Annotated in this window: 20 protein-coding genes and 6 pseudogenes; 19 read left to right on the top strand and 7 right to left on the bottom strand. The window is 61.1% G+C overall.

Features of this window, described 5'->3' with window-relative positions; translation table 11 throughout:
• Positions 1–2: 2 nt before the first annotated feature.
• The 11 genes and pseudogenes from tnpA to ACVWY5_RS07065 all read left to right on the top strand — a co-directional run bounded on the left by tnpA (position 3) and on the right by ACVWY5_RS07065 (position 6533).
• Positions 3–401 carry an IS66-like element accessory protein TnpA gene (gene tnpA, locus ACVWY5_RS07115; protein ID WP_028338270.1) on the top strand — a complete coding sequence of 133 codons (399 nt, stop codon included), beginning with the start codon at positions 3–5 and terminating at the stop codon, positions 399–401.
• A complete protein-coding gene (gene tnpB / locus ACVWY5_RS07110; protein ID WP_028338269.1) occupies positions 398–745 on the top strand; it encodes an IS66 family insertion sequence element accessory protein TnpB in 348 nt (115 codons plus the stop codon). Before tnpA ends, tnpB begins: the two co-directional genes overlap by 4 nt.
• A gap of 94 nt (positions 746–839) precedes the next feature.
• A complete protein-coding gene (gene tnpC, locus ACVWY5_RS07105; protein WP_431017467.1) occupies positions 840–2375 on the top strand; it encodes an IS66 family transposase in 1536 nt (511 codons plus the stop codon).
• 42 nt (positions 2376–2417) lie between these two features.
• A pseudogene (locus ACVWY5_RS07100) lies at positions 2418–2687 on the top strand (SOS response-associated peptidase family protein); the annotation flags it as partial.
• Between the two features lie 113 nt (positions 2688–2800).
• Complete coding sequence (locus tag ACVWY5_RS07095) at positions 2801–3004, top strand: hypothetical protein (RefSeq protein ID WP_028336529.1); 204 nt, start codon at positions 2801–2803, stop codon at positions 3002–3004.
• A gap of 39 nt (positions 3005–3043) precedes the next feature.
• Positions 3044–3169 (top strand): hypothetical protein, encoded by a 126-nt coding sequence (locus ACVWY5_RS07090; RefSeq protein ID WP_321177003.1) that lies wholly within the window; start codon positions 3044–3046, stop codon positions 3167–3169.
• Between the two features lie 80 nt (positions 3170–3249).
• Positions 3250–3663, top strand: coding sequence for a hypothetical protein (locus tag ACVWY5_RS07085; RefSeq protein ID WP_028336528.1), 414 nt, complete (start codon positions 3250–3252; stop codon positions 3661–3663).
• Between the two features lie 410 nt (positions 3664–4073).
• Positions 4074–4268, top strand: coding sequence for a hypothetical protein (locus tag ACVWY5_RS07080; protein ID WP_028336527.1), 195 nt, complete (start codon positions 4074–4076; stop codon positions 4266–4268).
• Between the two features lie 99 nt (positions 4269–4367).
• Positions 4368–4574 (top strand): hypothetical protein, encoded by a 207-nt coding sequence (locus ACVWY5_RS07075; RefSeq protein WP_051376276.1) that lies wholly within the window; start codon positions 4368–4370, stop codon positions 4572–4574.
• A gap of 212 nt (positions 4575–4786) precedes the next feature.
• Positions 4787–4984 (top strand): hypothetical protein, encoded by a 198-nt coding sequence (locus ACVWY5_RS07070; RefSeq protein WP_456671661.1) that lies wholly within the window; start codon positions 4787–4789, stop codon positions 4982–4984.
• Positions 4985–5747: 763 nt separating this feature from the next.
• Positions 5748–6533, top strand: a complete 786-nt coding sequence (locus tag ACVWY5_RS07065; RefSeq protein ID WP_080667192.1) for an ATP-dependent DNA ligase — start codon at positions 5748–5750, stop codon at positions 6531–6533.
• Here ACVWY5_RS07065 and ACVWY5_RS07060 read toward each other — a convergent pair.
• Both ACVWY5_RS07060 and ACVWY5_RS07055 read right to left on the bottom strand, forming a co-directional pair.
• Positions 6530–7519: pseudogene (locus ACVWY5_RS07060) on the bottom strand (tyrosine-type recombinase/integrase); the annotation flags it as partial. The gene ACVWY5_RS07065 and the pseudogene ACVWY5_RS07060 overlap by 4 nt on opposite strands.
• Positions 7520–7591: 72 nt before the next feature.
• Positions 7592–7876 carry a hypothetical protein gene (locus tag ACVWY5_RS07055; protein WP_321177004.1) on the bottom strand — a complete coding sequence of 95 codons (285 nt, stop codon included), beginning with the start codon at positions 7874–7876 and terminating at the stop codon, positions 7592–7594.
• A gap of 1233 nt (positions 7877–9109) precedes the next feature.
• Here ACVWY5_RS07055 and ACVWY5_RS07050 point away from each other — a divergent pair.
• The 7 genes and pseudogenes from ACVWY5_RS07050 to ACVWY5_RS07020 all read left to right on the top strand — a co-directional run bounded on the left by ACVWY5_RS07050 (position 9110) and on the right by ACVWY5_RS07020 (position 15350).
• Positions 9110–9292 carry a hypothetical protein gene (locus tag ACVWY5_RS07050; RefSeq protein ID WP_143270977.1) on the top strand — a complete coding sequence of 61 codons (183 nt, stop codon included), beginning with the start codon at positions 9110–9112 and terminating at the stop codon, positions 9290–9292.
• Positions 9293–9924: 632 nt separating this feature from the next.
• On the top strand, positions 9925–10092 hold the full coding sequence (locus ACVWY5_RS07045) for a hypothetical protein (RefSeq protein ID WP_321177005.1): 168 nt from the start codon (positions 9925–9927) through the stop codon (positions 10090–10092).
• 1195 nt (positions 10093–11287) lie between these two features.
• Positions 11288–11602, top strand: a complete 315-nt coding sequence (locus ACVWY5_RS07040) for a hypothetical protein (RefSeq protein WP_321177006.1) — start codon at positions 11288–11290, stop codon at positions 11600–11602.
• A gap of 631 nt (positions 11603–12233) precedes the next feature.
• Positions 12234–12788, top strand: a complete 555-nt coding sequence (locus ACVWY5_RS07035) for a hypothetical protein (protein WP_321177007.1) — start codon at positions 12234–12236, stop codon at positions 12786–12788.
• Positions 12789–12929: 141 nt separating this feature from the next.
• Positions 12930–14468, top strand: a pseudogene (gene istA / locus ACVWY5_RS07030) (IS21 family transposase).
• 11 nt (positions 14469–14479) lie between these two features.
• Positions 14480–14872: pseudogene (locus ACVWY5_RS07025) on the top strand (ATP-binding protein); the annotation flags it as partial.
• 244 nt (positions 14873–15116) lie between these two features.
• Entirely contained in the window at positions 15117–15350 is a 234-nt protein-coding gene (locus ACVWY5_RS07020; RefSeq protein WP_028336520.1) for a hypothetical protein, read from the top strand.
• A gap of 306 nt (positions 15351–15656) precedes the next feature.
• Here the strand turns inward: ACVWY5_RS07020 and ACVWY5_RS07015 are convergent.
• Together ACVWY5_RS07015 and ACVWY5_RS07010 are read right to left on the bottom strand one after the other, a co-directional pair.
• A pseudogene (locus tag ACVWY5_RS07015) lies at positions 15657–16868 on the bottom strand (recombinase family protein); the annotation flags it as partial.
• Positions 16804–17310, bottom strand: a complete 507-nt coding sequence (locus tag ACVWY5_RS07010; protein ID WP_321177008.1) for a hypothetical protein — start codon at positions 17308–17310, stop codon at positions 16804–16806. The pseudogene ACVWY5_RS07015 and the gene ACVWY5_RS07010, both read right to left, overlap by 65 nt.
• A 29-nt stretch (positions 17311–17339) precedes the next feature.
• Between ACVWY5_RS07010 and ACVWY5_RS07005 the strand changes: the two are divergent.
• Positions 17340–17459: pseudogene (locus ACVWY5_RS07005) on the top strand (ATP-binding protein); the annotation flags it as partial.
• Positions 17460–18771: 1312 nt separating this feature from the next.
• Here the strand turns inward: ACVWY5_RS07005 and ACVWY5_RS07000 are convergent.
• The 3 genes from ACVWY5_RS07000 to ACVWY5_RS06990 all read right to left on the bottom strand — a co-directional run bounded on the left by ACVWY5_RS07000 (position 18772) and on the right by ACVWY5_RS06990 (position 20054).
• Positions 18772–18975, bottom strand: a complete 204-nt coding sequence (locus ACVWY5_RS07000; protein WP_028336518.1) for a cold-shock protein — start codon at positions 18973–18975, stop codon at positions 18772–18774.
• 252 nt (positions 18976–19227) lie between these two features.
• Positions 19228–19527 (bottom strand): hypothetical protein, encoded by a 300-nt coding sequence (locus tag ACVWY5_RS06995; protein WP_028336517.1) that lies wholly within the window; start codon positions 19525–19527, stop codon positions 19228–19230.
• 26 nt (positions 19528–19553) lie between these two features.
• Positions 19554–20054 carry a hypothetical protein gene (locus ACVWY5_RS06990; RefSeq protein ID WP_028336516.1) on the bottom strand — a complete coding sequence of 167 codons (501 nt, stop codon included), beginning with the start codon at positions 20052–20054 and terminating at the stop codon, positions 19554–19556.
• Positions 20055–20429: the final 375 nt, after the last annotated feature.

Below are 20429 nucleotides of genomic sequence, written 5' to 3'. Positions count from 1 at the left end.
CGATGCGGGTCGAGGTTTTAGGCGGGCTGGAGCGGCGGCGGCGCTGGTCGCAGGATGACAAGGCGCGGATTGTCGAGGAGACATTGGCGCCGGGCGCAAAGGTCACTGCGGTTGCGCGTCGCAACGGCGTAGCGGCCAGCCTGGTGTTCACCTGGCGTCGACAAGCGCGGACATCCGAGCAGGCCGTACCATCTTTTGTGCCGGTGCAGATCGCCGCTACGGAAGCGGAGGAGACTCCGAAGCTCTTATCTGCGGGTGATGGCCGAGGGCGGTCTGTGGCAGCAGCCGCGCGTATTGGTTTGATCGAGATCGACCTTGGCAACCGGCGACGCATCCGAGTGGACGCGCACGTCGATCCGGAAGCGCTGGCGCGGGTCCTCGAGGTACTTGAGCGCCGATGATTGCCATACCGGGTAATGTGCGGGTGTGGCTTGCGACCGGCCACACCGATATGCGCCGCGGCTTTCCAAGCCTTGCGCGGTTGGTCCAGGAGAGCTTGAAGCGTGATCCGCACGCTGGTGATCTCTACGTTTTTAGGGGCCGCCGCGGCGACCTGATCAAAATTATTTGGCATGATGGCCAGGGCGCGTGTCTGTTCACGAAGCGGCTGGAGCGCGGGCGCTTTTTGTGGCCGTTACTGGCGGACGGCGTTGTGACGATCAGCGTTGCGCAGCTATCGTATCTTCTGTCCGGAATTGATTGGCGGATGCCGCAGGCAACCTGGCGTCCACAGGCTTCCGGTTAAATCGAGCGGGATTTTTTGCGACGAATATGGTTGATTCGTCTTCGTGACGACGCCCTCCGATCAGCTTCCCACCGACCTTGCCGCAGCACACGCGATGATCCTTGCGCAGCGCGAGCAGTTGACGCTGGCCAAGAGCGAGGTGACCGTCGGCCGGCTGGAGATCGAGCGACTGAAGCTGATGCTGGCCAAGGCACGGCGAGAGCAGTTCGGGCAATCTTCTGAGCGCGGCAAGCTGCTGGTCGAGCAGCTTGAACTCGCCATCGAGGATCTTGAAGCGACCCAGGCGGAGCAGGAGATCAAGGCCGAGCTTGCAGCGCCGGGAGCCGCCAAACAGCAGCGCGTGCGAAATCCACGGCCGCCGCGACCTCCGTTACCGGACAATCTTCCGATCGAACGCGTCGTCGAACCCGCTCCTTGCGTATGTGGCAAGTGCGGCAGCGAGCGACTGCACAAGCTCGGCGAGGTGGTATCGAAGACCCTGGAATGCGAGCCGCGGCGCTGGAAGATTATCGAGCATGTCCGCGAAAAGTTCTCCTGTCGAGATTGCGAGGCGATCACAGAGGCTCCGGCGCCCTTCCATCCGATCCCGCGAGGCTTTGCCGGGCCGAACCTGCTGGCGATGGTGCTGGTCAACAAGTTCCTGCTGCATCAGCCGTTGAACCGACAGAGCAAGACCTATGCCCGCGAAGGGATCGAGATCGACGTCTCGACCTTGGCGGATCGGGTCGGCGCCTGCGTGGTGGCACTCGATCCCATTATTGAGGCCATCCGGATCCACGTCATGAGCGCGGAACGCATCCACGCCGACGATACGACGGTGCCGGTACTGGCCAAGCTTAAGACGGTTACCGGCCGGATCTGGACCTATGTTCGCGATGACCGGCCGTTTGGCGGCACAGGTCCGCCGGCGGCCCTGTTCTACTACTCACGCAACCGGGCTGGAGAGCACCCGCAAAGCCATCTTGCCGGCTATGTGGGCCTGATGCAGGCCGACGCCTTTGATGGATATAACCAGCTCTACAAGGCGCAAAGGAAGCCAGCTCCGATCCTTGAAGCGGCCTGTTGGAGCCACGGTCGCAGAAAGTTCTTCGACCTGGCGAAATCTGGAGAGGCGCCGATTGCCAGCGAGGCCGTGCGGCGCATCGATATCCTGTTCGAGATCGAGCGCACTATCAACGGCAAAACGCCAGAACAGCGGCTTGCGGTACGTCGAGAGAAGTCCGTGCCGATCGTTGCTGATCTTGAGATCTGGATGCGCCAGCAGCGGACCTTGCTCTCCTCAAACAATGATACCGCAAAGGCGATCAACTACCTGCTTAACCGCTGGGCGGCGTTCACTCGCTTCTTGGACGATGGCCGCGTCTGCCTCTCGAACAATGCTGCCGAACGAGCGTTACGCGGTGTGGCTGTCGGGAGACGAAATTGGACCTTCGCCGGTTCAGATGCTGGCGGCAATCGTGCCGCCGCCGTCTATACCCTGATCGAGACCTGCAAGATGAACAACGTTGATCCGCAAGCCTGGCTCGCTGACATGCTGGCCAGGCTTCCAGATCACCCCGCCAACAGTGTCGCCGACCTACTCCCGTGGAATTGGAAGGCGACCCGACAGTCCAAAGCCGCTGCCGCCTGAGCGCCACGGCTGATCGGCGCGCCTGCCCGGGGTGCTGACCGGATGCGTACTGAAAGCCGCTGCCTGGTGCCGTTCAACAGCTTCTCCGAATACGCACCTGAGCCGAACCCGGCGACCGGCAAGAAGGACGTCGCCTGGTTTGCGCTGGGCGACGACCGGCCGCTGACGTCGTTCGCCGGGATCTGGACCGAATATGCCGGCGACCGCGGCACCAAGGCCAAGCCCGTGCCCGGCCCGCATCTGGTCTACGGCTTCCTGACAACGGAGCCGAATGCGGTCGCGGCACCGATCCATCCCAAGGCGATGCCGGTGGGGGCTGCGTTTGCGTCTCGTGCAATATCTGACCTCACCTGCCCTAACGGACATAGACTTAGAATCGCACCAGAGAGGAAGGTCGCGGTTACCCGAAGCTCGAGAACAGACCAATGGTAGACCTCACTGCAGAAACGGCACGACTGATGAAGGTGACCGAGGCGATCGTCCGTGAGCTGGACCGCCAAGGCGTCGCCGAAGCTGTAGCTGACCTCGGCTTCGACCCAATGGAGCTGGGGCGCGTGGTCGTCCGCGCGGCAGACGGCGACGTGTGCCGTTTCGAAAGTGGCAGAAATGATGACAGACGACCCAGCTGAAACCGCACGCCTGACGAAGGTCGCCGAGGCGTCCATGAAATGAACCGTCAGGGCGTGGCGGACACGCTCGAAGACCAAGATTTTGACGTCATGGAGTTGGCCCGGGTGGTGATCCGCGTCGCGGATGGCGAGGTAGTGCCGACCGTCTTAGCCGGCGCCCGTTGACCTACTCGTTGTAGTCGGACGCAGGGCGCCCGGTAGCCCTAGCGGCTTCTCTCTCGGGCGGTTGGGCGCGATCATGGGAAATGGGATCCAAGTCTCGGGAGTACATGTTCGGCGCCACCGTCCGACACTTGGCCGAGCGGGCCAAGGAAGCCAGGCTGACGGCGGACGCGGCTGCCTGCCAAGCTTGGAACGCGCGCATGCTCGCGTTTCAGGGACCGGCCCAGCCATCGCCCGCACTCGGCGATGCGCTCAACGCCGGCTATCGCTACCTCGAGGTGAAGTGCCTAGGCTGCGAGACGCACCAGACGGTCGCGCTCGACATCGTCCGACGACCGAAGTGGACGCCGATCCATGAGCTCGAACGCTACATGCGGTGCAAGCAGTGCTCGCGATCGAACGGCTATCCGTTCAAGCGCAGCCATCTCGTGGCATTGCGAACGAACAAGGTCTCGGCCATGAATCCGCCGTCGACGTGGTGGCCGGGAGAGCGGTGAGACATCGCGGCGCCGCAAGAAGATCCCTGCGTCTCGTTGGAACGCTGTCAACAGGACATTCGTTGTCTCGCAGCACCGGCGGAGGCCGCGGAAGTGGCGGACGAACTTGAATATTCAGGGCACCGGCTATTAGTCGTCGAGCAACCCGGCGGCGGCTTCCTGGTTGAGATAGCGCCTCTGGGCGCTCGGCAAATCATTAGAACCATGACCTATCAAAGCTCGCGGGAAGCAATCGCCGCGGCAAAGAGGACCATAGACCAGCACCCGGGACACAGGCGCGCCTCGTAGCGCCCGCAATTCGTTTTGTGATCGGGTCATTGATCCGGTTGCATGGGGCTATTCTCGTAGTGGGACGATCCCCCGTACCTTCCGGGTGCTTCCCGCGCGCGTCGATTGCTAAAATCACTGACATGCCCACTACCGACCAGCACCGAGGCGTTCCGTTCAGCGTCACCCGCCAATACGACGATCAATTCGAGATCGTCATCAAGCTTGATGATGAAACGATACGCAGCACTGTGCGCACGAGGCTGCCTGAGCTGGCAAGACGGCGCGCCGAAATGCTGATAAACCGCAAGCTCAAAGAAAAGATCAGACCAGTCTGAGAATGCTTCCCGACCGGTGCTCAAAGCGAGATGATCCGATAATGAAGACAAAGGGCGACCGCCCCCTACTCGGACCCCGAGAAAGCCGCCCGCAGGATCATGGAGCACGCTCGAGCGTTCGAGCCGATCCAGGATGGCCGGATCTACCTCGAGAAGATCAACTATCCGATGCTCTACCATGACAAGGCGACGCCGGCTGAGTACTGGGCAGGCTTGGAGTGCGCCAAGGATCAGGGCTGGCTCGAGTACCACGAGAGCGGGACATTCGTGCGGATGACGCAGGCGGGCAAAGACCTGTTCGCGTGACCGGTCAGAGAAACCCCAGCGCGCCGGTCGCGTCGCTGGGGTTCGGGGCTCCATGGTGTCCAATGCCTTGGGGGGAAAGCATGCGGACCTGCCGATAACCGCCCTCGCGCTTGCCTGTTCCTAGTCAATCAACAATGCGCCGCGTTTTCTGGTTAGAAACAATCCGCCCATGTATCGACATTAGATCTATGCAGCCAGCTAGCGAGATTCATTTGGTTCGCGTGACTACGGATGAGGGCGAAGTTCAGATTTGGCTCGCTGCCACCTCGCGCGAAGAAGCTGTTGACCGAGTGCTGGAAGCCATCCCGGAAGGATGGGCCGTCAGCCTGATCCAGCGACAGCTACCGCCCGAGCACATCCCCTCGCTGAATATGACGGTCGGGGAAGTGCGCCGGCATCTTCTGTCCTAATTTTCTCGCGAGCGTCCGAGCTAGGACAGCACCGACAGGCCGCGCCTTCTTCATGCTCGCGACCGATGCGACAACAGCAATTACTTTCTGAGCGTTGCGCACTTGTTCTCATAAAAAACACCAGCGCCCCTGCCCGGCGCTGGTGCTGTAGTTCCGCAAGCGTGTAGCGTGCACCGCCGCGTGGCAAGATTTTCCGTAAATCGGCCGTCGCGAGACAATCCGCCATTGGTCTAACGGCGGCCTTCGCAATCTCATCGCATGAAAAGCCAAGTAATACTGGCGATGAGTGCAGCAAACGACACCGCCGCAGCGCAGACGAAGGCAACTTCCACGCCATCGAAATGGTGGTGATCCATCTGCATGGTGTGGCCTCCCCTTAGATCGGCGCACGCCGGCTTGCGGACAGAAGCCACTCCGCCAAATGGGCAGTGATTTCGTCATGCCTCGCTCGTCTTAGCAGCGACTCTCGCTCTCGACCTGGGGGGAGTGCCTTAGCCCGTCTGCGTAGCTCTTTGGCTTCTTCGGTAAGGCGTTCTTCAAGGGGGTATACCTGCTTTACTCTGCGCCGCCGCTTCATAGCTCCTCTCTCCAAAGCTGACGTTGCTGCCCCAAAAATGCAGAAAACCGAATGAGCGGAAAAGTTCCAAGAGAGGGCGGGCCGAACTCGATGGATGGTAATGACCTTCGGGACCCTCCTCGGTCTAACTGACGAACGAGCCAACGGGGATTCGCAAAACCGGCTCCTGATACCTACCTTTCGGACATGCTTAAATTCGATTTCTGCCTGCCGACCGTTGGGAAAGTGGTTCCGGCCGGGCCCGAGTGGTTTCACGAGATCAAGTACGACGGCTACCGCCTGCGCCTCGAGCGCGACGGAGACCGCGTCCGGCTGATCACCAAGGGCGGCTACGATTGGACCAAGCGCTTCCCGTGGATCGTCGAGTCCGCGCTCAAGTACCGCCAGAAGCGGTTCGTGATCGACGGCGAGGCCATCGTCCGCGACGTCGAAGGCTATTCCGACTTCAACGCCCTGCACTCAGGCAAGCACAATGCCGAGGTCGAGATGCTGGCGTTCGACATCCTGGCCATAGATGGCGACGACCTTCGGGACCTTCCTTTGTCGATGCGCAAGACGAACCTGCAGCGATTGCTGGCGCGCCGGCCGGCGGGCATCTTCGTTTCGGAATTCGAGCAAGGCGAGATCGGCCCTGATCTCTTTCGAAAGGCCTGTGAATTCGGCCTCGAGGGCCTGGTATCGAAGCGTGCCGATAGATCTTATCGCGCTGGTAAGTGTCCGCACTGGATCAAGGTCAAGAATAGGACGCATCCGGCAATGAGCCGGGTAAAGGACGCGCTGTTCATGACCGAGCACTGCATCCGCTGCGACGGCACGCGCTGGGTCTGCGAGCGCCATCCGGACCAGCCATGGACCGGCAATCACGCCTGCAGATGCGGAGGCGCCGGTGCGCCCTGCCCCGACTGCAACAAGCCTGACGATCGCGACGCCCCTCCCGACATGCCGCCAGGCTTCCGACCTGATCGACCTTAGGCCGCGCATACAGCACCGGCGGTTGCCGGTGCAGCCCTCGCAAATCGCTTCTTCGCGTAGCCGATCAACGGCGCCTCGATCAGGCGCCAGCTCAGCTCGGCGAAGGCGCATGCGATCGGCAGCGCGGCCAGCCCGGCCCATGGATTGCCGAGGCCGAAACAGATGTCGTACGCCACCATGAGAAACAGATAGAGCGCATAGCATCGGCGCCCCGGCCAGATGAACGGCCGCAATAGCGCCGGCCGATCCACTCTCGTCGCCGCCCAGACGATGACACAGCAAAAGAACGCGGCGACCGACAGAAACGTGAACGGGACGAACGTCACACCATAGATCAGATCGCAAAGCGGCGGAACGCAGGCCAGCAACAGCCACGCGATCGGCGAACGGCAATAGCTGCGCGCATAGCACGCCAGCAGGACGCCGCCGAACAGCTCATCGAGGCGGCCGGGCAACAGAAACTCATGAGACAAGGGCGAAAGCCATGCATGGAACAGCCAACGCCACGCTGGCGCGAGCAGCACACCGCCCCACAGCACGCGGACCAGCCACGGCCGCGGCAGCCAGAAAATCAGCAGCGGCAGGACGAGGTAGAATTGCTCCTCGATCGCCAGCGTCCAGGTAACGAAAGTGAGGTCCTGCATCGGATCGCCGAACTGCAGCCACGGCACCTGCTGAATGAAGAACAGGTAAGCCGAATGATCCTTCCGCAACGATGTAGACGACAGTTGAATCGGCTGGTGCGTTGAGCGCGTCACCGGGTCAGAAGGTGTGCCAGTGCCTGTTCCTGAAATGAGCTTCGCCCCCTCACGCGCCATCTTCTTTCGGTTTGCCGCTCGCGTGTAGACTTGTGCCTGCGATATCGACGACCAGCCGAACCACGCCATCAATTGATGGTCGGTAAAGCCGAGCTCGGCCAGATAGGTCGCTGCGGCCTTTCGGAGACCATGTGACGTGCACCGCTCCGGCAATCCTGCCTCGTGGTATCGCGGAAGTAGTTCCCGAAACCGGCAGCGGTAAACGGCTTGTCCTGGGCCGTGACCAGGAAGGTCAGATGGTCACTCGCCGGCATTGCGTCGATCGCCGCCTGAAGGCGTGGCACGACTTCGACGTTGAACGGCACCCCCAGTCTTCTTGCGGCCCATCGCCATCATCCCGCCGCGGATATACTGCCGCCTCATCCGGACCAGGTCACAGCGTGGCTGGCCGGTCTGCAGGAGCAGCTCATAGGCCAGCGTTGCCCTGGTGCCGACGGCATGACACTTCTCGAACTGCTCGCCCTCGGCCGTCTTCCATGGATGGTGACCGCCGGTCCTCAGGGAAGGCTCTTCGTACCGGTTCACGTACTCCAGAACCGGCAACAGCCGATCACATCCAATCTAAGGTATTGAAATAACAATCTTTAGTTTTCGACCCCTCGAGCAGCTCACCAGTCAGCCCACAAATGAGAACCACTCCAGCGCGGGCGGCGCGCCGAGGTCACGCCGCCCCGGGTTGACCCAGGAGAAAAGAAGTCCGTCTGTCAAACCAATGGCTTAGAGCCTTATTCTGGGCAAACTTCGGCGGAAGTCTCTGGTTCGCTGGGTTGGTCGAGGATCAATCAGGTGTGGATTAGGGTCTTAGCCGTCGGAGTAATTGGCCTGGTAGGAATGGGCGCTGTTGCAGCCTTGGGGAGAAATCCCGCGCCAGCACATCCAATTGCCTACCCGGTGGCGGAGACCTCGAGTAAGAGCGACCGTCTACCGCTGAAGCCCGCACCCGCGACAGATGTGGCTGCCGTCGAGAACGAAGTCGCGCCAGCAAACGAGGTTGCTGCGGTCACAACGGGTGCTTCAGCTTCGGCAACGATCGCTGCCCCAGCAGCACCCCCAATAGCTGTCGCGCCCCGTCCGACCGATCGATTGAAGGCGCCGGCCAAGATCATTTCTCGACATTGGCATGATCCTGCGGACACCAAGTACAAATCAAAGCCGAATGCGAGTAGCGGAAGCAGTTCGCCAGTTACCCGCCCCAAAGCGGAGAAACAGCTTGGCGAAGTTAAGAACTGCAGCCAGAGCGGGCTGGACACTTTCCTGCGGTCGGTCAATCTGAAGCCGCGCTGCGCTTCCTAGAGAGTCATGAAGAACGGCCTCCCCGCGGGGGGCTCACCGGCGGCGTCTTTTCCTGGGACTTGCGGCAGATCAATAGGAGCTTTTGCACAAGTTGTAAGTTGACGCGCAGGACCGGGGCAGATCCGAGACCGAGGTTGAGGCATGAGTACTTTCCCTCTGGACGTTGAAAGAAAATGCGAACAGCGGTGGGCAGCCAGGCGTAAGCAGCCGGTTCTAGCGGGAGCACCTGAAAGGCACTGGTCCGAAAGCCCGATTGAACCGCCCGCTGGGCATACAAAGGCTGAGCAAGAAGCTGCTGATTTAACCCTTCAGCCCACGAAGCAGCGACTATCGGGGCCAGCTGAAATCCCACCGCCGCGACAAAACATTTCGAGCCCGGCGGCGTCACCCCGGCCGGATTCTGATTAATGGAACAGCAACATCGCTTGCATAAGATGTAGTCCACTCGCTGCAGGACGCTCGAAAATGACCGAGTACGTCATCAGGGAAGTTGGCCTCCGCCAGTGGCTCGTGTTTGCCGATCGGCGAAGCATCGCTTTTTGCGCCGACGAAGATGAGGCGGTGAAAGCCATGACCGAACATAGCGCGCGCCGCCGTCGACCACCTGAAACAATGGAAACTGCGCCAAGGGAAAACCCGCCGGTGTGAACCGGCGGGCTGGGCTCAATTGTGGTTGCAGGCGACGGTGTTCGTCGTCACTCCGCCGCTAGGTTGGCTGCCGCAACGGCCATCGCTTGTCGCAGTTGATAATGCCAGCCGTCCGGTCCGATGGTGTTAGTGACCGGCCATTCGTCGCCTGCGTCTTCCACCTCGTTCGCGTACTGGAGATCGGCAGCGATGCCGGCGATAGTCGTGGGTATCGTTGACGCCAGCTCCCACGCAGCATCCATCGCGGTGTAACAACAGGCCTCGTTATGGTCTCGGGCGGCGTAGTAGGCGTCTGGCCGCGCTCCGCCCAATCGTATGGTTCGATGGAAGCCAAGTGGTCCGCCGAGGCCTGACGATGTTTGGCGATGGCGGCGAATGCTGGATCAACGGAAGCCTCGGCGACTCCGGCTGATCCACTGAGCGTTGAGCCGGCAGCACCCGCAATCATCTGCAGGCCGAACCCTCGGGTTATCTGGTTCATACCATGCTCCGGTGTTGCCAATCCTGCGACCCGATCTGCTCGAGTAGGCCGTCCAGATCCGCGATGCCGGTCTCGAACCCCTCCTCAAGGTCGCGGGCATCACCGGCCGCCCAATGGGTCTGGCTGGCCCGAGGCTCGGCTCGGAGTCCGCTTGGTCCTGCTCGGCGTCGACCTCAAATGTCTCTTCGCCGAGACGCTGGCGGGAGGCGTACCGCTGGTCCAGCATGCGGTCGAAGGTGCCGAGGTCCATTTCCCGGTCGTCACCACAGCCCCGCGCCGCGGCGTGGCGTTCGTCTTACGCCAACATCACGATATGTGACGGACAGGCTTTCTCAAAATGGCAGGGCTGCCTCAGCGCAGGTGCCATCTCACCGGGGTTTTGCGGGCCGCAAGTTCCTTGCAACCATCTCTGTTCAGGATCATTGTTCCAACATCACCGGCCAAGGGTTGCCTGTAGGCGTCGGTGGCTGAGAGACCGATCGCGCTCCCGCCTGCATACCAGGGAGGGGAGCGCATGACCGAGCTCCGACTTTCCAAGCGAATTGATCCTCTCGATAAGAGCGTCTGCGCGGAAGCTGAGCGGCTGCGAAAAGAGGCGCGCGGCACCCCGCCAGGAGTCGAGCGCGACCGGCTTATTCGGCGGGCGCGGCAGGCTGAAGTAGCCTGCCGGATGACGCGATGGCTGGCTTCACAGGAGTTACCGCCACCAGCCTGAGAACGTGACGTTCGTGAGAATGCTGCAGGGCTCGCAAAGACCTGTTAGCGCGATAACGAAACGGCCCCAGAACTTCTGGGGGCCGTGGAGGCCAGTGCCGGGGCCGCTGCCGCGCAGCCCTACCCTGTCACGCCAGGTCGATTCGCGAAACCGGCATCTGATACCTACCTTCCGGGCATGCCAATCACCCGGAAGCCGCTCGAGATCCCGCCGGCAGTTGCCCGGCAGTTCGCTGCGGACATGCGGGCATATCACGCCGAGCAGGATGACATCCGCCGCGACCGGATCGCAGTCGGCACCAGGCACATGCTACTAGAGTACACGCCGGCCGGCACGAAGCCGCGGCTGAGCGAGGTGAACGAATTATTCGAGATAATGAGATGAATCGAGGGCTCGCATATTCGCTGCGGTGCTGGGATTGTCGTTTCTCGTCTTCGTCGCACTCGATTATGCGCCAGCGCTTCTCGGCTGCCCCATCAAGGGAAATCTAAGCGCAGCCGGCGAGCGGATATATCACCTTCCGGGGCAGATGTACTATTCGCAGACACGGATCAATTGGTTTCGCGGTGAGCGCTGATTTTGCTCGGAAGCAAGCGCGCTTGCAGCCGGATGGCGCAAGGCGCGGATCTAGCCGACACCCAACCCCGCTTGAGCAAGCGTCCACCACGCCTCTGTTGTGCTCATCGGCACCGACAGTATTCTTACGGGACCGCCTCTGGCAGACAACTTGCGATGCGTGCGTGAATAGTTCGGCCACCAGCTATTCGGTGTGCCGAACTCAAACATTCGGAGCACGCAAATGAATATGCATCCTCGTTTTGAGACAGCCCGCGAAAGCACGGTACGAGAATTGACGATCAGCAAGATACTGGCTGATCTTGTCCGCACCCTCCAACTGATTGAAGCTGAGATCGCGGCCGAAGAAGAACGCGCGAGGATTTTCGACCGATCCAACGTGAGGTATCCGATTTTGGCAAAGTCGCTGAACGATCGGCGCGACAATCTCAGGGTGACCATTGCCGCACTTGAACAGCGTCTCACCGAGAGAGACTCAGCATCACACAGCGTCGACGAAACTCAGCGCCACATCGTAGGCGTGTTCAGGGCGTTGTAACCCGCTGCCTTCAAGTCATCTATTGAGAGTCGACCGTTTGCCGCGGCTTCGAGGATCTTGGAAGCAACGTGCGTCCTAGCGCCGGTTTCAAAGACGGAAATATTCTCGCAAACTTCCTCTAGCACCGCTCTTAGCAGCGTGGTCGTTTCGGCGTCGAACATGCGTTTCCCTCCAATGAGATTGATGCTGAACTCCGCGCGAGCGGAGTATGTTCGCTCGCGCGGCGATCGCCACGCATTCCAGTCTGGGCCATGAAATCCCAGTTCCGGGAGCTTGGCACTTGTCCGCCAAGGTTTTGTGACACGCGCGTTCATCGTTGCGCTCCCAAGGCCGCTTCAACGCCCTTGAAAAAACTACGCCGTCGGGCTCGAAATATCGCGTCCCGGCGGCGCCTGTCACTGAGCCCCTTAAATCCCCCAGCGAAAACACGATCTAGCAGCCATTCACCCGCGCATTTGTGAACCAGATCACAATCGCCCCCCGTAAGAACCCGGCCCTTCACACTGGCCAAGAGGTCAAGAAGATATGGAGGTAGGTGTCAGCTAGCTTTTAGCCACGAGCGCTTGGGTACATGCGAAGAACCGATTCAGCACTGTGTTTGATGATCGGAGCCGTTATATGGCTTCTTCCAATGCTGCAGTCTGCGAAATCCGCTGAGAATGAAGCCAACAATACGCTGCGTACGACACATTCGACCTACACTATTTCAGAAACACCCGAACATGAATACACGCAGTGCCTGTTCCGCAACGGCGAGCGCCTCTTCTGTTCGACTGCAGGAGGCGTTCTCTATTTCGGCGAGCCGGTCAAAACTAGAAGCTGCACTCTCTTGCCAATTTCCGATTCCTGCGGCGGTAACGGTTGCCCTTCGCGGGACGTTCGACTCGTTGTCGAACGGGGTTCAAAAATAACGGTCAAAAATGTTGTAGAAGATTGTTATTGGTGTGAGCTAACGGTCCTCCATACAAACGCTCGAACCGACACGGCGACCTTCAAGATCGGCAATAAGCAGGGCTATCGGCTAGTTGAGAGCTTTCGAAGAGGCACTCTGTCAGTTCATCGCTCGAAGATTACCTCGAAAATCGACGCCAGAACATGTAGCGATTTGCATGAGACGATAAAAGTGCTGATTCCGCTCGATGTCGCCCACGATTCCGGAATGATCTCGCCCACCGTTCCGATTTGATGTCGCCCGCCATTCCGAGATGATCTCGCCCACCATTCCGGGATGATGTCGCCCGGGGTGACGAGGTCCTCTTCTGGCTCCGATACGGTCCCGCCTTTCGGCTTTGCAAAGGGGACCTGGATGCCGACGGAGAGGTTTGCGATGCGCCATGTGCGCGATGTGATCAGATTGAAGTCGGCCGGGATGCCGACCCGCGAGATTGCGCGGCGGGTGGGGACAGCCCCTTCGACGGTGCGGTTGACGATCCACCGGTTCGAGGCAGCGGGGCTGACCTGGCCATTGCCCGACGACATCACCGACGCTGCGCTGGAAGCCCGGCTGTTCGCCAGCGCGGGAGCCGGTCCCGGCACCCGGCGGGGCCATCGCCGGCAGGCCGAGCCGGACTGGGCGGCGGTACACCGCGAACTCCGGCGCAAGCATGTGACGCTGTCGATCCTGTGGGACGAGTACATCGCGGGCGAACCCGGCGGGTATCGTTATTCGCGGTTCTGCGAACTCTACCGCGCCTGGGAAGGCCGCCTGTCGGTGACGATGCGCCAGTCGCATACGGCCGGCACAAGCTGTTCGTCGACTATGCCGGCGACGGCGTGCCGGTGGTAATCGACCGGTTTCACCGGCTAGCGACGCGCCGCGCAGATCTTCGTCGCGGTGCTCGGCGCATCGAGCTTCATCTACGAGCAGACGACCTGGACGCAGGGGCTCGCCTACTAGATCAGCGGCCACGTCGGCGCCTTCGAGGCGATCGGCGGCGTGCCGGCGCTGCTGGTGCCGGACAATACCAAGGTCGCAGTGATCAAGGCCTCCCTCTACGACCCGCAGATCAACCGCAGCTACGCCGACATGGCGGCGCATTACGGCACCGCCATTCTGCCGGCCAGGCCGCGACGGCCACGGGACAAGGCGAAGGTCGAACAGGCGGTCCTCATGGTCGAGCGCTGGCTGCTCGGGCGGCTGCGCCACCGCACCTTCCACAGCCTCGCCGAGGTCAACGCGGCGATCACCGAGCTAATGACCCGGCTCAACGAGGAGCGGCCGATCCGGCGGCTCGGCGTGACCCGCCGCAAGCTATTGGAGGAGATCGACCGGCCGGCGCTCAAGGACTTGCCGGAGAGCCCCTACGTGTTCGCCGAGTGGCGGATCTGCCGGGTCAGCATCGACTATCACGTCGAGGTCGAGGCGCATTACTACAGCGTCCCGCATCGCTTCGTCCGCGCCGAGGTCGAGGTGCGCTTCACCGCCCGCACCGTCGAGATTTTCCACAAGGGCGAGCGGATCGCCGCGCATCAGCGCATGAGCGGCAACCACAAGCACACCACCGTGCCGGAACACATGGCGTCCAGTCATCGGCGCTACGCCGGCTGGACCATCGAGCGCATTCGCAAGGAGGCCGCCACGATCGGGCCGGCCACCGCGGCGCTGTGCGACCTGATCCTCGATGAGCGGGCGCACCCCGAGCAGGGCTTCCGCGCTTGCCTCGGCATCATCCGGCTCGGCCAATCCTACGGGCAAGAGCGGCTCGATGCTGCCGCCATGCGGGCGATCGACATCGGCGCGCGCACCTACGGCTCGGTCAAATCGATCCTTGCCAACAACCTCGATCGGCGTCCTTCACCCAAGCGCCCCGCGGACAACGCGCCGGTCCTTCATCCCAACATCCGCGGGCCGCGCTACTACAACTAGGAGATCACGCCTTGCTCACCCATCCGACCCTCGATCAACTCCACGCGCTCGGCCTTCATGGCATGGCCAAGGCCTTTGCCGACATCGAAGCCGGCGGCGATGCCGCAAGCCTCGGCCATGCCGAATGGCTCGCGCTGCTGCTCGAACGCGAAGCCTCGCTGCGACGCGACAAGCGGCTGTCGAAGCGGCTGCAATATGCCAAGCTGCGCCAGCAGGCCTGCGTCGAGGACATCGACTATCGCACCCCGCGTGGCCTCGACCGCAGCCTCCTGACGATGCAATGGATCGACGACCACGCCAACCTGCTGATCTGCGGACCCTCCGGCGTCGGCAAGAGCTGGCTCGCCTCGGCGCTCGGCAACAAGGCCTGCCTGCCAGCAATCCGCGGGCGAGATAATCGAACACCGTTTGCGGGGTTACCCCAAGCTCAGCCGCTGCGCCTTGAATCGAGAAGCTACCGTCGGGCCAGCGCATCGGATTCTTGTCCACGCCGTTGATTTTGACGGTGGGAATACCCCAGCGGGTACGCAACAGCCAGACATTCTCGCCTTTGAAGGCGCAACCTCGGGCCGCGACGAAGCCTTCCTGATTGAGTATTGCCGCGATCTCGGCATCCATTTTATGTTCAGCATTTAACTCGACGATCCGTTGCCGCAACCGATCAATGTCGATGTAATCGCGGTAGGTCTGAACGCGTCGTTGTATGTGATGCTCGCTGGTTGCACCGGTCTGCCAGACGATCTTGAGCCACACCTGACCTCGGGTCCGCTTCTGATCAAGAACGACTTCGCGGATCACAAATCGCAGAATGCGCTTGCGATCGGCTGCCGACGTGGTGGTCGCGTTCCAAATCCGTGGCAAGTTCTCGCCGAGCGCTTGTAACCCCGCGCATTCCGCCGGACCAATCAGAAGCGGCTCTCGCGCGCGCCAACGCGCATGCTCCTGCTCGACCGCCTCGACGACACGCAGCTTCTCTTCCCAAACCCGCTCAAGTGAGCGCGCGACAAGACGGTTCTCGGGCTCTACGGCGTCATACTGACGCCGAGCGCGCTCGGCCTCGTAGCGGGCCCGCTCCACGCGAAGCGCCCACTGGCGCTCGAGCTGACGGTTCTCCTGCTCCAGTTGGCCCGCGGCTGCGAGTGCGATCTCAATCTGATCCGGCACCAGGGCATCGAGGACCATCCGCTCGACCAACGCGTCAACCGCCAAGGCCCGGACTTCCTGGCACATTGCACTGCCTTGCTGGTCCCGATCCGAGCGGCAGCAATAGACCGGATAGTCGGCATTCGGGCCCGTGTAGCGCATGCTCATGCGCCGTCCACAACGACCGCAGATCGCAATTCCTTGTAACAGGGCTGCCCCCTTGCGCGGTACGCCAGAGTGTCCTGCCTCATAGCGGCAGACGTTATCTGCCAGTCGCTCTTGGTTGGCCATGAACTCCTCCCAGCCGATATAGCCTGGGTGAGCGGCGTGGAGGCAAACCGCCCAATCCGCGATCGCTACCTTGACCGTTCCCGTCAGCGATCCCGGCCGGCATCGGCTTGGATCCTTTCGCCGGCGGCCATAAACATACGCCCCAGCATAGGCCGGATTCTGAAGGATATTAAGGACGCGTGTACTATCTGGCGCACGCCAGACGATCTCGTGTGGAGATGGTCCGAGCAGCGGTCGAGCCGGCAAGGACAATCCGTTCCTATCCAGGTAACGCATCACACGGCGAGCGCTTTGCAGTTCCCGGAATTTGGCAAACACGAGATGAAGACGGGCCTGCACCTCCTCATCGGGATTGAGAATAATCGTACCCGCTCGATCGTAGGCGAGGCCGGCTGGCAGGGGCAGCCGCAGTTCGCCCCGCGCCGCCTTCTGGCGTTCCCCTTGGTGAAGGCGCATCCGAAGCTGATGCAGCTCCGCCTCGCTCATGATGCCGGACAAGCCCAACAGCAGGCGGTCGTGGTAGGCGCGCGGATCGTAAAGCCGCTCGCCATCCGCAATGATCACACCAAATACCGAGCACAGCTCGAGAAGCTGATGCCAGTCCCGGTTATTGCGGGCCAAGCGAGAAGCGTCGAGACTCACCACAAGACCGGCGTTGCCAAGGCCGATCTCGGCAATGAGCTTCTGGAAACCATGACGATCCGCGCCGCCAGCACCGGACTTGCCGAGATCCTCGTCAATCACCTGAACGCGCTCGGACGGCCAGCCCAGACCGATGGCACGATCGACAAGGCGGTACTGCAGCTCCGTGCTCTCCTGGTGCTGGCGCACCTGGTTCACGGATGATTGCCGCGCGTAGACATAGGCCAACTTGGCTCGGTGCGCAGTCGTGAGCCGCTCGTCAGCGACGTTCGAGCTGATCAGCACGACCCAGTCCCTTCCGGGCGCGCCGGGGATCGCGTGCATTCGCCGCATCAGCGCGGCGATTGTTTGAGCAATCTGGGTTTGCGTCGCGGTCGACAGATTCGGCCACGGGCGCGGAATGTCGGCCGTCGGACGGCCAGGTGGATTTGCCAACGTCGGCAGGGGTCGATACGCAACACGACCTGGAAGCGGTCGGTGGGTCATCGCGAATCACCTTCTCGTCGAGAAGGCTCAGACTCGCGCTCAAATGTTGCATCAATGGGATCAACGTACGTGCACTGATACGCGGCAGATCGGCCGCGTTAGGCCAGGGAATGATCGGCGTCTCCGCAAGATCCGTCGAGGCGATCCGAACCCCCCGCCGCCGTCCGTCCGGCAGTGCGACAACGACGTAGGCGGGACCGCGTCCCGACCGCTCCTTCAGCACCTCAAGCCGCTGCCCAAACAGGAAATGATGCGGGTCGGTGATCGTGATGTGAGACACGACCCGTTCAAGAACAGGGGTACTCTGTCGTGTTCGGTGACCCCGCCTACGCCGACGCCGTTCTCGACCGCCTGGTCCATAACGCCCACCGGATCGATCTCAACGGCGAGAGCATGCGGCGAACCCGTAAGCCCGGCCGAAAAGCCTGAGCAAGTGGCGCTGTGGACATGCCGCTACGCTTGGACAACGCAAAGAGCGTTGCCCACATGCCCACAGCAGACCAACAGCAGACGAAGAAGGGCCTCAAGCCGCGATTCAAGGTTGACCCCGCGGCTTCACCGATGCCAGAAACCAAACAGCCAGAACGCCTCGCGCCCCGGGCGACATCAAATCGGAATGGTGGGCGAGATCATCTCGGAATCCTGGGCGAGATCAAATCGGTACACCCGGGCGAGATCATCGGAATCCGCAGATAAAAGCATGCGCGTCCAGTGAAACACGACCTTGCTTCAATCCATACAACTCGTCCGCGAGCGGCAACCGCATGATGCTTTCTATTGAAAATGACCATCCCAGTTTTTCGAGAAGCGCTTTCAACGAAACGTGCGACAACATTTGCGGTAGCGGAAAGGAAATTACGTACCGGCAATTTTCAAGCAAGTTCTGCCGTGGGTGAAGGCGCGCGCCGCCACAGTGGGAGCGAACAGCCCCCAGCACTTCGGGGGCCATGGCCAGTGTTGGAGCCGCTGCCGCGCAACCGCTCCTGCCCCGCCAGTTCCATTCGCGAAGCCGGGCCCGCTGAAGCGTGATGAGAATCGAGGCCCATACTCGGTACCCGTTCGCACATGCAGATGGGCACGAAGCGGCTTGCCAATGTACTCAGGCGGTTCAGGGCTTAACCAATGACGACCCCATAGAATTCCGGCTTGTTCTCCACCGTTGGTTGCGGAAGGATGCCGTTTGAGACCGGGGAGACCCTGACGCATGGCTTTGATTACATGCGAGGATTGTGGAAAATCCATTAGCGATCGGGCGCCAAGATTTCTACTCCGCAGGTTGCAGGTTCGTATCCTGCCGGGATCGCCACGACTTATGACGATAAAATAAGGGTTTCTTGTAGTTTCGGCTTCGTTCCAGCGCCCGTTTTCATGTTGCAAGGCGCTGCGACCCCACACCAGCAGAATCAACACGTTTATCAGCCGCTACAAATCACTCCGCGCGCAACATGGGCGCAACACGGCGGTTTAGCGTTTGTTCTGAAAATGGGGCGCAATCAAAAGCGACCCGAGCGCGGGCGCGCCGGGGCCACCATTAAGCTCCCGGTCGAGGGCGCCACCTGTCCGGGAGCAATGAAGGGACTCATTGGCCCGGCCACTTGTCCCTGAAACATGGCAATGCAGCATAACAAGGATGGCGGCCCTGGCGCGGGGAACGCCAAGGCCGCTCTAAACTCCCGGTCGGGGGGCAACCTATCGCGGGAGCTTATGATGACTCCCGGCATTGCCGCTTGTTCCTGGTGCGTCAGCCCACCCGCAGATTTTCGGCGGATGTTTTTCCGCGATTGTCCTTCGCTTCGTAGCTGACTTTCGCGCCCTCATTTAGGCTGCTCAGGCCCGCCCTTTCGACCGCGGAAATATGCACAAAAACATCCTTGCCTCCGTCATCGGGCTGGATGAATCCGTAACCCTTCGTCGGGTTGAACCACTTCACAGTACCTGTAGCCACAGACAAAACTCCTTTGGTCCTAATGCGGGAAACCTAAGCGCTGAGCGTCATGTCCCGCAAGGACAAAGACGCGTGGAGAAACAGCCGTTGGCAAATCAGCAACCAAACTGGCCCCTTAAAAAATAGCAACTCGGGCGGGGGCACTGACGTTTGCTCGCGCTTGGGAAATTTTCTGGGCCCAGGTTTTGGAATGAACGCCGCCGGGCGCATATTTCTGAGACCGGCGGCGTATTTTTCTGGCTGGCCCAGCGGTTAAACGTCGGGCGTCACCGTGTCGATGCCGAGCGAGCCGAGCACGCCGCGGGCACGGTCACGCTCAACACCGTGCTCGAGATCCACCACGCGACCGCGACGCAGCCAGGCCACTTTCTGACGCTGTTCGATGGGCGCCGCGGCGGCATTGAACTGCTCAATCGTCATGCCGGTATCAATGTGAACGCTCTCGCGTCCGGCCTCGACTGCCGATGTTGCCACGCTGATCGCGTCCTCCAACTGGGCGATGTCATCGATCAGCGAGCCATGCACTTCGCGCAAAACCTTCTCTTTCAGCACGGCTAGATGGCTGTCAGCCACACCCGTCAAAGCGAGCGCTGCCTCGATGATGGCCGCGCGGACCTGCGGACGAGGTTCTCTGCCCTGGTGATCTTGTCGCGTTCGACCTGCGGCAAACCGCGCAGCCATGTCCGGATCTCCATCTTCGCGATGGCCTCTGCCGCGTCGGCTGGATCGGCCTTCGGAAGTTGTAGACGAGCGCGCATGCGGTCGAGCTCCTGCTTGGCTCTCGAGATCGCGCAGCGCCCCTGATGAAATACGGGCACGGCCTGGTGCAGGATGTGATCGCGGTACTGATCCTGTCGGCCCTGATCGGTGTATCGAGTATCCGCATGAAGCTGTTTGCCGATGTTCTCGGCGAGATCGACAGACGACAAGGCGTCCAGGTAGCCCTTTTCCAAGCGCTCGATGGTGGAGTCTGGCTTTGATGTCAGCGTCCACATCCGGATTGCCTGGTTGGCTCTACCAGGAACGTCTGCCCGCAGCATCTTGCGGCGACCTTTGACGCCGAACTGCTCGCCAATCAAACTCAGCTGTTCAGATGCGCAAGCTCTGGCGGCGAGAGGCTAGGATTGGATTTCCCCGAACCTTTTGGCAGGACACCAGCGTCACTCGCAGCAACAAGCAACGCGCTTAAGCCTGTTCTATTCTCGATTTTGAGACCGCTTTCACGATCCTGAGTCTGTGGAGTTCGGCATAGGCGGCGATTGCCACCGCCTGATTTTCAATTGAGTATTGCCGGTAATCGGTGGACATGCGGACGTACTGTGCCGCGCGATAAATCTTCTGCGACTCGGGTACCCGATCCCTGTGTACAACGAGAGACCTCGCCATGGTGCGGCCCTCCGCGCGCGGCGGTAATCCTGACTACAGCCCGACGCAAGCGATAAAGCTCGACAGCG

This window comes from Bradyrhizobium sp. USDA 3256, assembly GCF_054058275.1.
This window is presented reverse-complemented; position numbering and strand designations above follow the sequence as displayed.